The sequence below is a fragment of the Citrobacter gillenii genome (assembly GCF_013337685.1).
In the GTDB taxonomy this organism is placed as follows: Bacteria; Pseudomonadota; Gammaproteobacteria; order Enterobacterales; family Enterobacteriaceae; genus Citrobacter; species Citrobacter gillenii.
Window position 1 is genome coordinate 278,532 of record NZ_SUQN01000004.1, and the last position, 14,183, is coordinate 292,714.

Sequence of the window (14,183 nt, forward strand, 5' to 3'; positions counted from 1 at the left end):
TCATTGGTTACAGGCCAGCGCCCACATTGAAGTAAACCGCCTCTTCGTTATCACTAAGGGCAACATCAATGCCGGTATGCAGACCGTATTCACGGGCGATTAAATAGCGGAATCCCGCGCCCCAACCAACTTCGGTGCTGGAGTAAAGATCGCCTGCATTGTCGGTAGCACTCCCCGCGCCTACGAATCCCTGAACAATCCAGCGCGACGTCATTTGCCAGGCAAGCTGTGTTTGCACGGTGCTGACATCATTGCCTTGATAGCGATAACGGGAGATCCCACGCAGCGCGATATAAGGACGCGTCATCGGCGGGAGATGTTGGTCATGTCGGGACAGCATTTGATAATTAGTTGCCAGAGAAAGCGTCCAGTCCCGACTTAGCGGCAAGAAAAATTTGCCATCAAGCGTCAGTAAATCGTAGCGGTAATCGCCCCCAAGGTAGTGACCGTAAAACTGATATTCACCGCTGAGCGACATACCGTGTCCCGGCCAGAAAAAGTTATCGGTGGTGTCGTATTCTGCGACAATCCCTAAGCCCGATGACGTGCTGCTGTCACCGAGGACGTGTTTCCAGACGCGGTCGATAACCGGGTTGTTTCGCGCAGAAATATCCATTTTTGCCCAAAACTGTGAGGCCCCTAAAAACACCGGAGAATCACCGACACGAAACAATAACTTTTGTATCCCGCCATAACCTTTGGTCTCAGTTTCAATCGCGCGATTGTTGCCGAAACCCGCGAGGTCACCCGAATAGATATCCAGATCGATATTTGCGTAACCTGCCGCAATAAAGTAACGAATATGATCGTCCGTCCAGGTATGCCGGTGGCCGCCCCCCACAAACCAGGTACCGTTATCCGTCGCACCGCCGCCCAGCGCGGTCATGGCCGGGGGAATGAATTGCCCGTCAACCTGCTGGCCTTTTCCATGAAGAAATAAACCAAACACGCCGCCGCCATAGCCCACGGCAGGTTCTGTAATCACCACAGGGATGGGTAAAAAGCCGTACCGGTTTTCTTGCAAATAGCGGCTCATATCCAGCATCCCATCTTCAGGATCGATCAGGCCAACGGCGTGCGCTTGTCCGCAGAAAATCAGCAGCAAAAGGGAGGTTTTTTTCATGGTGCGGTTCCTTCCGGCGGTATAGCAGGCGCGGCATACCAGTTTTCTTTCGGCACCCTCACCGCATCATCGGGTTGCAACACAAAATTCGGCGACATGATCTGTACGTTAAATTCGTTGAACACATCCTGAATATGGCTGTACAACGCGTTGCGCGCCTCAGCCAATGACTGCCCCGGTAGTAACCTGACCTGCAATTCATAAGAGACATACCAGTCCATTAACGCCAACTGGCGCACAAGCGGCGGCTGGGATAGATCGATTCCTTTTGCCCGCTTGGCGGCCAGTTCCAGCATGGCATGCACCTGCCGCCAGGGGGTGTCATAACCGATGGTGACACCGACGGTCAGATTGATACCGCCCCCCGAGTTTTGTGCGCTGAGATTGGTAATTTTGCCGCTGACCACCACCGCGTTCGGCACCGTGACGACGTAATTTTCACGGGTAATGATTTTGGTAGCGAGCATGCCTATCTCGCTCACCAGTCCTTCGTTATCCGCAACGCGAATAACGTCACCTTTACGCAGGGCGCGGGAGTAGATCAGCACCAGCCCGCTCATGGCATGATTCATTACCCCTGCCGACCCGAGTGTCAGCATCAGACCAAAGAACACGCTAATCCCTTTGAACGCCAGTGAATTGGCACCAGGAAGGAAGGGATAGGCTGCTGAAAGGGCGAACAACCACACCACCACGGAAATCAGCTTACGCGTCGCCCCCACGGTTTCAGGGTGAATACCGGGAAGCTGTAAGCGCCCTGCTTCTACCTGATTAAGTACAACTTTAAGCAGCTTAAGAATAAACGCGGTGATAAGAACAATAATCAGGACAATCATCAGCCCCGGTAATGCCGACGCAATCGACAGCGCGATTTCACGCAGCACCCGTATCGACCAATCACCCAAAGATGTCCCCCAGACACGCGTCCAGGGAAACAGGCTAAATACCCAACTGAGCCAGACATACAACGCGACTATGCCCAGCAGAATCATCAATAAGGCATACAAACGTGCCTCGATTGCACCAGTAAAACGCCGCCAGCGCTGGGGGAGCCAGCTTCTGTTGGCAATGATTCGACGCCGGTAATAACGGCGAACCCATCGCCATGAACGGTACGCGCCATAGAAAAAAAGAATCAGCCCCAGCAATCCCGCGGCTGTTTTCACCACAGACAGCGCCAGCCAACCGCCGTCAAATTGATCGCGCAACGCCGTCCGCTGGGTCTCCATGCGCACCAGCACCCGCTGAGCGGCCTGATCGAGGGTCAGATCGTCGCCTTCATCCAGATCGGCTTGCGCCAGCAGCAGCAGCGGTTTGCCGTTCATGACGATCAGCCTTCCCGGCTGGTTGTAGCGGGTTATCGGCACAATTTTCAGCGGTTCACGCAGGTCCGCCTGCGTAAAATTACGCAGCGTATTACGGATGCGCAACACCCGCTCTTCTGGCGTGGTTAAGCCAAATTTTGCCTGCAGCATCACAATCGGCTGGTGAAAGATATACACCGTCCGCGCACGTTCCTGTTCCGATGGCTGCTGTCGGGGCTCCGCCGCGAATGAGGGAAAAGCCAGAGCGCTAATAAAACACATCAAAAAAATGAGCAGTACCTTGTTCATACTCACCATCCCGCATGTGTAAACATACTGACCAACACTGTCCGCTTAAATGGAACGGTCTTGAGCATGGTGGAACTCCTTTCATTAGCGGAAAAAAAAGTATAGGAAACAAATTGATGAAAGACGCAGTTAAAAAAAACAATATTTTTACAATTTTAAACATATCAATATTGTTTATAAAAAAGTGCATGCATGATTAGTAGTCTATTGATTAGAAAGGAGGTAATAAAAAACAATGATTTTTCGATAAACGGTATCGCGGTCATAAACCGGGTATAGTGGCGCCATAAAATCATTAAAACGGATACACCATGAGCACTGCAGGGAAAAGTAACCCACTGGCGATTGGCGGCCTGGTCGCCTTGACGCTCATCTGGAGCTACAGCTGGATCGCCATGAAACAGGTCACGCTGTACATCGGCTCGTTCGACTTCACTGCCCTACGCTGCACTTTCGGCGCACTGGTCTTATTTATTGTCCTGATACTTCGAGGCCGAGGGATGCGCCCGACGCCTTTCCGCTATACGCTGGCAATTGCTTTGTTGCAGACCTGCGGCATGGTTGGGCTGTCGCAATGGGCGCTGGTCAGCGGCGGGGCTGGTAAGGTCGCGATCCTGAGCTATACCATGCCATTCTGGGTGGTGATTATGGCGGCCATGTTTTTGGGCGAACGCATGCGGCGTATACAGTATGCTGCGATTGCGGTAGCGGCATCCGGACTGCTGCTGGTTTTACAGCCGTGGCAGATGGACTTCACCTCAATGAAAAGTGCGTTGCTGGCGATCCTGTCGGGGATCAGTTGGGGGGCGAGCGCCATTGTCGCCAAGCGCATGTATGCCCGTCATCCGAATATCGATCTGCTCGCGCTAACCTCATGGCAGATGCTGTATGCCGCACTGGTAATGAGCCTGGTGGCCTTCCTGGTCCCTCAGCGCAGCCCTGACTGGCAGCCGGTGGTCTTCTGGGCGTTAGGCTATAGCGCCATACTGGCAACGGCGCTGGCATGGAGTTTATGGCTGTTTGTCCTGCGTAACTTACCTGCCAGTATTGCCAGTTTAAGCACATTGGCGGTACCCGTTTGCGGGGTCCTGTTTTCCTGGTGGCTGCTGGGTGAAGAGCCCGGCGTAGTTGAAGGGAGCGGGATTGTATTGATTGTTGTGGCGCTGGCGATCGTCAGTCTGAAAAAACGGTCCCCTCAGGTGCAGAGCATCAAAAAATAAGTGGCCCAAAACACACGCCCCGCATAATGCGGGGCGTTGATTATCGACATTACGAACGCTTGCGCGGCATCATGCGTAGCAGGGTATTATCCTGCCAAAAATAGTGATGCATCAGGGCGGCGGCGGCATGTAGACCAATGACAAAATAGCCCAGTTTTGCCAGCGTCACATGCCAGGACTTCAGCATATCCACAATATCAAAGTTGGCTTCTGTCGCATGTGGCATAACGATGCCAAAGGCGATCCACGGATTCCCTCGGTTGTACATCATCACCAGACCAATTATCGGCAGGACGATGAACAACAGATAAATAACCAGATGCCCAAGATGCGCCATACCGGTCATCATTGGCTTCGGTTTTGGCACAATCGGCGGCGTCGGATATTTAAGTCTGACCAGCAGGCGCGTTACCATCAGCGCTAAAATCGTGATGCCGCAGGACACGTGTACCATGTTGAACCCGGGGCGATAGCTGCGCGGGAAAAATCCGCGGAGTTCCATGGCACAGTAGGTCACAATCACCAATAAAAAAACCAGCCAGTGGATGCCAATTTGCAGGCCAGAATACTTATTCCCCATAACACTTCCTGAGTAAAAACAATGATGCGTCAACATAACCAGCTTTTGTTAAAAATTCATTAACTTTGTTAGATCCTTTTCCGTTGATTACGTGTAACCGCAAAAAATAACGATTGCCGGTACCCCGCCAGTACAGCGGAATACCGGTTGCAGATGAAGCATTACGTCCCGGTCACCATCAGTACGTCATCGACAAAATTTTTGGCGCGCGGAATATCCGACTCATCCACATGTTCAATAATCAGCGGAATATTCGGATGGTTTTTAGCGAGTAGTTCCACATACAGCAGATAGTTGAGTGACCCGAGGCCGGCAGCCGGCAGTTCCACCGAACCGGCCCCACGGAAGCTATTATGCTCCGCGGCACCGTCACCGAATTTCTCAATAACCACATCAGTTTTTTTGCAGTCCTTGGCGTGGGCAATTTTAATTTTACCGTCGAGCACGTTGAAGATGCTGTGTAGTGTTTCATCAATAGCATCAATGTTTTTGTCGTCGAAATAGTTGGTGGGATCCAACGCCAGCCCAAGCCCTGGATGTTCAACATCACGCATCAACCGCGCAACCTGGCTTACCGAACCGATGATGTTGTTGACGTAGTTTTCCACCAGGAAAACCGCCCCATGCTCCCAGGCAAAGGTAGCCAGCTCTCGGGCGATACTTTTGAATTCCTGATACGCCTCTTCGGTGCTGTTTTGGGGATCGTATAGCCAGTCGCTGTCGACGTTATAAGTCCCTGTTTCGCTGATCACATACGGCGTACCAAAATCCCTTGCGTGCGCAAGGATCTCTTTTACCGCCGCGATGTTCTCCGCGCGTTTTACCGGATCAGGATGCACGAGATTGGTATAAGCTGAAATGGCAACAATGGGCAGATTCGCCTGACGAAACGCGTCACGCACCTGGTGCGCTTTCTGTTTGGTAATGTGTCCACGGCTGAGATCAATATCAGTGAATTCGAGGTCGAGCTGTACGCAGCCCATGCCCGCCTGCTTAATCTTCGCAATGGTCTCTTCCAGCGTGTAAGGGTAATAACCGGTAAAGATGCCGACGTTAATCATTTTGTATTCTCCTGAAGGATTTCATTGAGATAAACCGTTCGTTCTTCCTGTATTGAGAGGTAGCAGGCTTCAATACAGGCCAGCGTGCCTACGTTATCTTTTGCGCTGATGTCCGGTTCGACGCCGTGCTCCAGGGCGCACATCAGGTTCGCCATGGTGCCGATAAACGCATCCGGGAACCACTGACGTTCCCATTGCGGCATCACCCAGCGATCCGGGTAGTCGCGCGATGCAAGTTTCAACGTGCTGCCGCAATACTCCGGCGGTCGGCGGTGCCAGCCGAAATCACCTTCTGCCAGCCCATCGGTTCCTTCCACACGCCAGTTGATGTAGTTGTTTTTGGCACAGGGTTCCCCCGGCCAGGCCCAGACATCATCCAGGCTGGTCGCGATCAGGCCATTGGCATACTGGAAGGTGTATTGCGTAATACCATCGGTGTGTTCAAAGGTGGTTCGCGGATCAGTGCGGCACACAGCGGTCACTTTTATCGGATGACCAAATAAAAAGCGGAAGGCATCGATATGGTGAATCGCCATCGCATACAGCTCGAGCTTTTTGTATTGCTGCAGGAAGTGCTGCCAGTCGGGTATAGCGCGCATATCAATACTGGCAATCACCGGCGTGCCGATGAGTTGATTATCGAGAATGTACTTCAGCGCCCGCATTGATGGGTCATAGCGCATATTGGAGTTCACTGCGATGGGAATACCGCTCTGTTGACTCAATCGCACGATTTCACGCCCGGCCTCCAGCGACATCGCCAGCGGTTTCTGACAAAGAATGGCTTTCACGTTTTTCGCCGGGGAATCTTTAGCGCAGATAAAGCGCACGATCTCTAACTGAATATGCGGCGGTACAGCGATATCAATAATCTCAATCTGCGGATCACACACCATCTCCTTCCAGGATGCATACACTTTCGGGATGGCAAACATGTCGGACAGGCGCTGGCTATGGGTGGTATCCAGCGAAGTGATACCGTAGGTCGTAAAACCGGCTTTCTGATACGCCACCAGATGGCAGTGCTCAACAATAAAGCCGGCCCCGATAATACCGATTCTATAATCTTTTCTCTGCGGTAACGCCGGACGAGTCGCCTGTTCTAATAAGCGTTCTAACGAATCCATGATGCCCCCGTTGATGATGATATGCGTTGGCGGCGAGGATCACCTCGCCGCTGTTGTTTAGTGCAGCGCACGGCCTTTCACCACCGAACGCTCTCGCTGTGGTGCAGCACTCCGCTGTTTTTGCAACCAGAATTGTTCAATTTCTTCCAGCGATTTGCCTTTGGTTTCCGGCAACATCCGTTTGGTGATAATCAGTTGGATCAGACACATCACGGCAAAGAAATAGAATGTGTTGTTACCGCCAAAGGTGGCGAGCGTAAAAGGAAACAGCCAGACCACCAGGAAATTAAAGATCCACTGGGTAAAGGAGACCAGCGCCACCGCTTTGCTGCGGATCGCGTTAGGAAACATCTCCGAAACCAACGTCCAGAAAACCGGGCCGATACAGGCAGAAAAACAGGCGATATACGAGAACAAAAAGAACAGCGTCACCCCCGCTGGCAAGGCATGATGGAACGAGAAGCCGAGGAAAAACAGCGACACACCCATAATCAACGAGCCATAGAGATAAAGCGGGCGGCGCCCTACTCGATCAATTAACACCACGCCAACCACGGTGGCTGTCAGGTTAATAATGCCCATAAAGATATTGAAATAGAGCGCGGAGCTTATTGAGAACCCGGCAGCCATCATAATTTTCGGCGCATAATCGAGGGCGGCATTACAGCCGATCAACTGCACCAGCACAGCCAGAATCAGGCCTAGCATAATGCTGCTGCGCGCGTCTTTATGAAACAGCGTGCTGGACTGAGTAGCATGATGGGCCGCGAGGTTTTTCTCCACATCAGCGGTCATTCTTTGCGCTTCATCAGCAGAATAAAAACGTTGCAATATATTTAGCGCTTTTTGCTTTTGGCCTTTCAGGGTAAGCCAGCGTGGGCTCTCTGGGATAAACAGCAGCCCGACAAAGAATACGACCGCCGGGACAACGCCGGAAATAAACATCAACCGCCAGTTATTTTCCAGATCCTTAAGAAAATAGTTGGTCAGATAGGAAAGTAAAATACCCAGCATGATGCACAGTTGATATATCGCAGTCATCCGCCCACGCATGGAGGCAGGGGCCATTTCCGCGACATACATCGGCGACAAAACCGAAATCGCTCCCACGCTAATCCCACCCAGCAAGCGGTTCAGGATAAATGTGGTTTCATTCGTGGCGATGCCGGTGCCCACACAGGAAAGACCAAAGATAATGGCAGAAATAATTAAAACACGTTTGCGGCCAAATTTATTAGTGATATACCCCGAGCTGAACGAACCGATAATACAGCCAACTAATAATGAACTGACGCCCCAGCCAAGCTGGAGTTCATTCCAGTTAAAGTAAGTCTGAATAAAAGGAATAGCACCGGCAATAATCGCGATATCAAAGCCAAACATGATCCCGCCAAAAATAGCCGTGCAGCAGCTAAAGTACAAATAAAATGGATATTTCATCGTCACAATCCTTACCAGCATACGGGCTTAATGAGGAGAGAACATTGCCCATATCGCCTTGTCGTGTGCCTGCAATAATCCGCTAATGACCAGGCTGTTGCGAAACGCAACAGCCGCCACATTATTTAAGTTGTGGTACGTAATTTTCTTTAATCCGCTGACGGCGTGTTACGTAGGCGGGTAGCGGCTGCACGTTCGAACCCTCGGAAAACCAGGCGAAGGGGTCAGTACTGGCCACCAGCGCGAAATTGGCCCACGGGTTAAACGATCCCGAACGGATAATCACTTTGGCTTGGTGGGCAATCTCGCTGCACAGTCTTTCATGGCTGGCTTCGCTAAAGTCCGCGCCGGAACCGGTATAAATATCCTGTACCTGACGGTACAGATCCGGATTACAGTCGCGCACTTCGCGAGCGAACTGAATATCTTCGACAAAAACCTCCTGGCGCAGGACGCGGAGAATATCCGTCACGTCCGGGATACCTGGCCAAAAACCAAGATCGATACGGTTAGCGTTCGCCGGGATCGGGAAACCAGCATCGGTCACCAGAATAATATCGGTGTGGCCCAGGGTAGACAGCGCTGCTGCCAGTTGAGGATGTAGGATACGTTCAGGTCTCATTGTTATCTCTCCGAATGGAATTTTTATAATTAACAACCGAGAAAATCTTCAACGTCTTTGCGTGTTTTGTAGGAAGGGACCGTTTCCCAGTCACAGCAGCACAGTGCGGCGGTGGCATTGGCGAAATATGCGGCTTTATCAATAAGTTGACCTTCGCTTAAGGCGACTGCCAACCCGGCGTTAAAGCTGTCACCCGCGCCGTTACTGTCCACCACGTCGACCTTGCAGGACGGGATTTTCAGGGTGTCGGTACGGGTAAACACCGCGCTACCGGCATCCCCCAGCGTCATCACCACATGGCTGCAGCCGGTTTCCAACAACAGATCGGCAATTTCACGGTTACTGCGCCCATCGTCCGGAGCCAGTCCTAGCGCAACGCGCGCTTCGGTTTCATTCGGCGTCAGGTAATCGATATGGCGAAGATTCACGCCGCGCAGGTCACAGGCGGGCGCCGGATTCAAAATGGTAATCTTTCCAAGCTGTTTGGCGAGTGTCAGGCCATAGAGTGCGGTTTCTAGCGGGATTTCCAGTTGTGCCAGCACAACTTTACTCTGCGCCATTTGCACTTGCGCTTCGTCCACCCGCGCCGGAGTGAAAAGCTTATTGGCCCCCATATCCACGACGATCACGTTACGGGCCTGATTATCTTTAATGATCAATCCAGCGCCGGTGGGCAGCTCGGGCGTTAAGGTCAGCGCCTCAATATTGACGCCTTCTTCACGCATTAACGCGACGAATTCATGGCCAAACGTATCGTCGCCGACCACACCTGCATAGGCCACGTGGGCTCCGAGTCGGGCCGCCTGTACGGCCATATCCGACCCCTTTCCACCCCAGGTCTGGCGGAAGTCGGTGCCGATTAATGTCTCGCCCGCCAGCGGAATACGTTCAGCCGTCATGACCAGCGCTTTGGCATAGCTACCAAGGATAAAAATACTCATCAGTCATTCTCCTTTTCACCTGACAATGGCATAACAATGCGCCATCGCAGCCAGGCTGCGACGGCCATACGTTAATAAGCGTTAATATCCCCTGTCAGACCTTTTACCAGTTCAGGTCCGGAACTGGTGCCGACCAGTTCCGCCCCGGCTTCGAACATCGTTTTCATTTTTTCCAGGGTATTGACCTTACCGGATACTTTTACCCGACACGGTAACTGAATATGGGCTTTGAGAAGCTGGACATCTTCTACCGTCGCTTCACACCCCCCCTTACCCCAACCGCTGGACTGCTTCACCCAGTCAATACCAGCTTCGAAAGCATAGCGTGTTGCTTTGATTTTCAATGCCTCTTCGGTAATAAATCCAAACTCCAGCATGGCTTTCACCTTCATACCGAGGTCATGGGCCACATGGGTCACGGTCTTCAACTCATCAAAATAGAGATCGTCCTGGCCGCCCAGCAAATAGCCAGGATTCGGCGGGAAGTCGAACTCATCCGCGCCCTGCTTCGCCAGTTCGCGCACCACCGCCACTTTCATTGCCGTCGTATCGTTAGCCATCGGGAAATTAACGGTCGTCGCCACGCGCACGCCGCTTCCTTTCAGTATCTCTTTTGCAAGAGCCACCCAGCAAGGTGCAATCATGGCGGCATCAAACTGGTACTGCATGCAGGTTTCCAGATGTTGAATCACCCCTTCACGCGTCAAATCCGGGTTGACGTTGGTGTACTGAATCGCCTTTGCGATCTGACGCGGGTCGTTAAAATCAATCATGGACAGCTCCTGTGTGGTAAGTAAAAAAATTGTAAGAACACAGTGAAGATGACGTTACTTTAGCCGGGGCTGACGATAAGCGTGATGGGCAGGATTCCCTGAAACATGGATGAAATTTTCATGTCAATGGAAATGTGAGTGAGTTCAAAAATTGTTCATGTAAAAGACATGCTGGCTGGGAAAAAGTGCCACCATGGTGAGTACAACGGACGCATCAAAAACACAATGCCAAAGGCCAGCCATGCCCACGCAAAAACAACGGACCCGCATAATTGCCAACTGGTATCGTGGCTCCGATGAGTTTTCACCCTTGATTAACTATCGAATTTTACGCGCCGGCCATATAGATACTGCCGCAGATTTCCGCGTTCATCGCCAGTCGGTCGTCGGCCATGAGTTGATCTTTTGCCTGCGCGGTGCGGGTTTTATTCGTATTGAGGATCGGTTATATCCAGTGAGTCAGGGGCAACTGGCCTGGCTGCCAGTACGCTGGCCGCACGAACATTTCCCCGATAAAGGCGACCCATGGGAGATCCTCTGGCTGCGAATAGAGGGATCGAAATTGAATAATATCATGCAGATAATGGATGTCCCTCAGCGCCCAGTATTCCAGTTTGCGGATCCAGAAAAAGTTGTTGAAATTTATCACCATATTTTTGCTCGTATGAACAGCTACACCCTGGTGACCGACGCTTACTGCGATATGCTGTGCAGCCAGCTGATTTTTACCCTGCTGGAAAACCGGAGCCACGACGCCGCGCAGTCACAGGTGATCACCCATCGGGGGCTGGGCAAACTGCTGTACCAAATCCACAGTCATTACAACGATGAGTGGGATATCGAAAAGTTTATGCATTATTGTCAGGTGAGTAAGTCGCAGCTTTTTCGCTTATTCCAGGCAACGTTTAATCAAAGCCCGCTCAAATGGCTGAAGAATTATCGTCTGTCCCAGGCACGACGCTTACTGGTGGAAACTCAGGAAAGTATCAGCCGAATTGCGGTTCAGGTGGGATACAACGATCCGCTGCATTTCTCACGGGATTTTCATCGTGCGGTAGGTCTGTCACCCAGTGCATTTCGCAAACAGGAACAGCTGGAAGGTGCCCACGCGTCCAGGCATGAGGTGGAATAACGTATACCCCTTTTTATTTCTCGCGAATTCAAGACGTTGTGAATCGTTCCCCGTTTTCAATGTATTAATTATGTTATAGCTACCCTTTGCCACTGAGGGAGCAACGTAATGGAAGCACTGAGCCGTGAAACATTAGAGAATATGATGGCGCAAGCCGTTGCCCACGCGACCACCTACCCGATATGGCCGCAGGGCGAAGCCCCCGGAGCAAAAAATAGCGATGCGGTATTTACGCCTGAACCCCGGCACACCGGAACGTCAGACTACGACCGCGCGGTAACCGGCATTCGCGCCCCTGAAATTACCGTCTACGCCCCCGCCAAACCGAACGGCGTGGGGATCCTGGTCACCCCTGGCGGTTCTTATCGTCGCGTTGTGATGGATAAAGAAGGCAGCGCGCTGGCACCGTTCTTTACCGCGCGTGGCTATACCCTGTTTGTGATGACCTATCGCATGCCGGGAGACGGTCACGAGGAAGCATCAAACGCACCGCTGGCCGATGCCCAGCGCGCCATCCGCTACATTCGCGCCAACGCACAGCAGTGGAAAATCGATCCGCTCCGTCTCGGCGTACTGGGGTTTTCCTCCGGGGGGCACGTCGCCGCCAGCCTGGGAACCCGCTTTGCAGAATCGGTGTATGCGCCGATGGATAGCATTGATGAACAGCCCACTCGCCCTGCTTTCATGGCGCTGGTTTATCCGGTGATTAGCCTGCGGGAAGGTGTCGCCCATCCGGGCTCACGTCTTGAGCTGGTTGGCGCCGCGCCCGCAGAGCAAGACATTCACCACTACTCCCTGGAAGAAAGAGCGGATGACACCACGCCGCCCGCCTTCCTGCTGCATGCGATTGACGATCCAGCGGTCAAAGTCGAGAACAGCCTGGTCTTGTTTACTGCGCTGCGCAAGCTCGGCGTACCGGTTGAAATGCATCTGTTTGAACGGGGCAAGCATGGGTTCGGCATTCGTGATACGCAAGGACTGCCGCTGGCCATCTGGCCGGAGATGATGATGAACTGGATAGCCAGCAAGGTGTAATGATTATGCCGGGTAGGTCGCTAAACCAACCCGGCAAAAATATCAGGATTGCAGATAAACCACCTGCGTTTGCAGGTACTCGTTCAGACCGTGCTTGCCATCTGCCCCGCCGATACCGGACTTGCGCCAGCCTGCGTGGAAGCCCTGCATCGCTTCGAAGTTTTCACGGTTGATATAGGTTTCGCCGAATTTCAGCCCTTTAATCGCCTTCATCGCCGTGTTCAGGTTTTGCGTGTAAATCGATGAGGTCAGACCGTAGTCGCTGTCGTTAGCCATCGCAATCGCCTCATCCAGGGCGTCAAACGACACCACTGGCAGCACCGGGCCAAAGGTTTCTTCGTGCATAATCGCCATCTCCTGGCGCACATCCAGCAATAACGTTGGCGGGTAGTAATACCCTTTCCCCTCAACCGCTTTGCCCCCCAGCGCCACGCGGGCCCCTTCCTGCACCGCACGCGCAACTTTCTGCTCCACACGCTCCCGCGCCGCGGCGTTAATCAACGGCCCCATCGCAATGTCCTTACGTTCCGCAGGATTGCCAAACTGCACCGCTTTCATCGCCTCGCCCAGGCGATTAACAAACTGATCGTAAATCCCCTTCTGGACATACACGCGCTCGGCGCAGTTACACACCTGCCCGGTATTAATCACGCGGGAATCGACAATCGCCTTCACGGCCAGCTCGAGGTCCGCATCATCCATCACGATAGCCGGGGCTTTACCGCCCAACTCCAGGCACACTTTGGTGATATTTTTCGCCGCCGCTGTCATAATTTTCTCACCGGCCACTACGCTGCCGGTCATGCTGACCATCGCCACTTTCGGGTTCCCGGCCAACTCCTGACCCACCGTTTCTCCCCGTCCGAGCACCAGGTTAAACACCCCGCGCGGCAGGCCGATGTCATCGACAATTTTGGCAAAAGCGATAGCGTTGTTCGGCGTAAACTCGCTTGGCTTAATGACAATGGTATTCCCGGTCAGCAAGGCGGGAGCCAGCTTACGGGCAATCAAGAAAAACGGGAAGTTCCACGGCAGAATGCCCGTGGTTACGCCAAGGGCGCGTTTAAACAGCAGGATGTTCTCGCCCGGACGATCGCTTTGCAGGATCTCGCCTTCATAGCGGCGAGCCCACTCCGCCATGTAATCGATATAGTCGGCGGTAAACGCGACTTCAACATCCGCCAGTTGCTGGATTTTGCCGCCTTCCGCCACGATAAGCGCGCTAATTTCACCAGCTCGCTCACGGATCCCGGCGGAAATCTTGCGTAGCCAGCTGGCGCGTTCAATGGCGGGCAGCGCCTCCCACTCAGGCTGGGCGCGATGCGCTGCGTCAATCGCTTTGCGCGCATCCTCAGCACGTCCATCAGGAATACGGGAAATGACCTCTTCCGTCGCCGGATTGACGACATCAATCCAGGCGTCATCGTGCCAGGTCACGAACTGCCCATCGATATACATAGGATGTTGTACGGGTACTGACATGCGTTGCTCCTGTGATTGATTTGTTTTTAACAAG

At 52.8% G+C, this 14,183-nt stretch carries 13 protein-coding genes; 3 read left to right on the plus strand and 10 right to left on the minus strand.

Annotated elements, in window-relative coordinates:
- Window positions 1-7: 7 nt before the first annotated feature.
- Together FCH32_RS11095 and FCH32_RS11100 are read right to left on the minus strand one after the other, a co-directional pair.
- The gene (locus FCH32_RS11095; protein ID WP_174360899.1) at window positions 8-1,123 is read right to left on the minus strand and encodes a BamA/TamA family outer membrane protein; all 1,116 of its coding nucleotides are present in this window, start codon (window positions 1,121-1,123) and stop codon (window positions 8-10) included.
- Entirely contained in the window at window positions 1,120-2,736 is a 1,617-nt protein-coding gene (locus FCH32_RS11100) for a mechanosensitive ion channel family protein (RefSeq protein ID WP_174360900.1), read from the minus strand. The genes FCH32_RS11095 and FCH32_RS11100 overlap by 4 nt, the downstream gene beginning before the upstream one ends.
- 311 nt (window positions 2,737-3,047) lie before the next feature.
- On the opposite strand from FCH32_RS11100, the gene FCH32_RS11105 reads away from it, so the two are divergent.
- Window positions 3,048-3,956 (plus strand): DMT family transporter, encoded by a 909-nt coding sequence (locus tag FCH32_RS11105; RefSeq protein ID WP_174360901.1) that lies wholly within the window; start codon window positions 3,048-3,050, stop codon window positions 3,954-3,956.
- Window positions 3,957-4,005: 49 nt separating this feature from the next.
- Here FCH32_RS11105 and cybB read toward each other — a convergent pair whose 3' ends face one another.
- From cybB to deoC, 7 genes are all read right to left on the minus strand, one after another.
- The gene (gene cybB / locus FCH32_RS11110; RefSeq protein WP_137399057.1) at window positions 4,006-4,536 is read right to left on the minus strand and encodes a cytochrome b561; all 531 of its coding nucleotides are present in this window, start codon (window positions 4,534-4,536) and stop codon (window positions 4,006-4,008) included.
- Between the two features lie 161 nt (window positions 4,537-4,697).
- A complete protein-coding gene (locus FCH32_RS11115) occupies window positions 4,698-5,597 on the minus strand; it encodes a sugar phosphate isomerase/epimerase family protein (protein WP_115258382.1) in 900 nt (299 codons plus the stop codon).
- On the minus strand, window positions 5,594-6,724 hold the full coding sequence (locus tag FCH32_RS11120) for a Gfo/Idh/MocA family protein (RefSeq protein ID WP_146716871.1): 1,131 nt from the start codon (window positions 6,722-6,724) through the stop codon (window positions 5,594-5,596). Before FCH32_RS11120 ends, FCH32_RS11115 begins: the two co-directional genes overlap by 4 nt.
- Before the next feature lie 57 nt (window positions 6,725-6,781).
- On the minus strand, window positions 6,782-8,164 hold the full coding sequence (locus FCH32_RS11125) for a sugar porter family MFS transporter (protein WP_161959024.1): 1,383 nt from the start codon (window positions 8,162-8,164) through the stop codon (window positions 6,782-6,784).
- 121 nt (window positions 8,165-8,285) lie between these two features.
- Window positions 8,286-8,786, minus strand: a complete 501-nt coding sequence (gene rbsD / locus FCH32_RS11130) for a D-ribose pyranase (protein WP_115258378.1) — start codon at window positions 8,784-8,786, stop codon at window positions 8,286-8,288.
- A 29-nt stretch (window positions 8,787-8,815) separates the two neighbouring features.
- The gene (locus FCH32_RS11135; protein ID WP_161959025.1) at window positions 8,816-9,727 is read right to left on the minus strand and encodes a ribokinase; all 912 of its coding nucleotides are present in this window, start codon (window positions 9,725-9,727) and stop codon (window positions 8,816-8,818) included.
- Window positions 9,728-9,798: 71 nt separating this feature from the next.
- Entirely contained in the window at window positions 9,799-10,500 is a 702-nt protein-coding gene (deoC, locus tag FCH32_RS11140) for a deoxyribose-phosphate aldolase (protein ID WP_115258376.1), read from the minus strand.
- Between the two features lie 241 nt (window positions 10,501-10,741).
- Between deoC and FCH32_RS11145 the strand changes: the two genes are divergently transcribed.
- Together FCH32_RS11145 and FCH32_RS11150 are read left to right on the plus strand one after the other, a co-directional pair.
- Window positions 10,742-11,632, plus strand: coding sequence for a helix-turn-helix transcriptional regulator (locus FCH32_RS11145; protein ID WP_161959026.1), 891 nt, complete (start codon window positions 10,742-10,744; stop codon window positions 11,630-11,632).
- A gap of 108 nt (window positions 11,633-11,740) precedes the next feature.
- Window positions 11,741-12,667 (plus strand): alpha/beta hydrolase, encoded by a 927-nt coding sequence (locus FCH32_RS11150; RefSeq protein ID WP_115258374.1) that lies wholly within the window; start codon window positions 11,741-11,743, stop codon window positions 12,665-12,667.
- A 42-nt stretch (window positions 12,668-12,709) separates the two neighbouring features.
- Here the strand turns inward: FCH32_RS11150 and aldA are convergent, their stop codons facing one another.
- Window positions 12,710-14,149, minus strand: coding sequence for an aldehyde dehydrogenase (aldA, locus tag FCH32_RS11155; protein WP_146716874.1), 1,440 nt, complete (start codon window positions 14,147-14,149; stop codon window positions 12,710-12,712).
- Window positions 14,150-14,183 lie beyond the last annotated feature (34 nt).

What these genes read in the sequence shown, in the direction of transcription:
- FCH32_RS11095 (WP_174360899.1), bottom strand. Translation starts at nt 1,123, where the DNA reads ATGAAAAAAACCTCCCTTTTGCTGCTGATTTTCTGCGGACAAGCGCAC.
- FCH32_RS11100 (WP_174360900.1), bottom strand. Translation starts at nt 2,736, where the DNA reads ATGAACAAGGTACTGCTCATTTTTTTGATGTGTTTTATTAGCGCTCTG.
- FCH32_RS11105 (WP_174360901.1), top strand. Translation starts at nt 3,048, where the DNA reads ATGAGCACTGCAGGGAAAAGTAACCCACTGGCGATTGGCGGCCTGGTC.
- cybB (WP_137399057.1), bottom strand. Translation starts at nt 4,536, where the DNA reads ATGGGGAATAAGTATTCTGGCCTGCAAATTGGCATCCACTGGCTGGTT.
- FCH32_RS11115 (WP_115258382.1), bottom strand. Translation starts at nt 5,597, where the DNA reads ATGATTAACGTCGGCATCTTTACCGGTTATTACCCTTACACGCTGGAA.
- FCH32_RS11120 (WP_146716871.1), bottom strand. Translation starts at nt 6,724, where the DNA reads ATGGATTCGTTAGAACGCTTATTAGAACAGGCGACTCGTCCGGCGTTA.
- FCH32_RS11125 (WP_161959024.1), bottom strand. Translation starts at nt 8,164, where the DNA reads ATGAAATATCCATTTTATTTGTACTTTAGCTGCTGCACGGCTATTTTT.
- rbsD (WP_115258378.1), bottom strand. Translation starts at nt 8,786, where the DNA reads ATGAGACCTGAACGTATCCTACATCCTCAACTGGCAGCAGCGCTGTCT.
- FCH32_RS11135 (WP_161959025.1), bottom strand. Translation starts at nt 9,727, where the DNA reads ATGAGTATTTTTATCCTTGGTAGCTATGCCAAAGCGCTGGTCATGACG.
- deoC (WP_115258376.1), bottom strand. Translation starts at nt 10,500, where the DNA reads ATGATTGATTTTAACGACCCGCGTCAGATCGCAAAGGCGATTCAGTAC.
- FCH32_RS11145 (WP_161959026.1), top strand. Translation starts at nt 10,742, where the DNA reads ATGCCCACGCAAAAACAACGGACCCGCATAATTGCCAACTGGTATCGT.
- FCH32_RS11150 (WP_115258374.1), top strand. Translation starts at nt 11,741, where the DNA reads ATGGAAGCACTGAGCCGTGAAACATTAGAGAATATGATGGCGCAAGCC.
- aldA (WP_146716874.1), bottom strand. Translation starts at nt 14,149, where the DNA reads ATGTCAGTACCCGTACAACATCCTATGTATATCGATGGGCAGTTCGTG.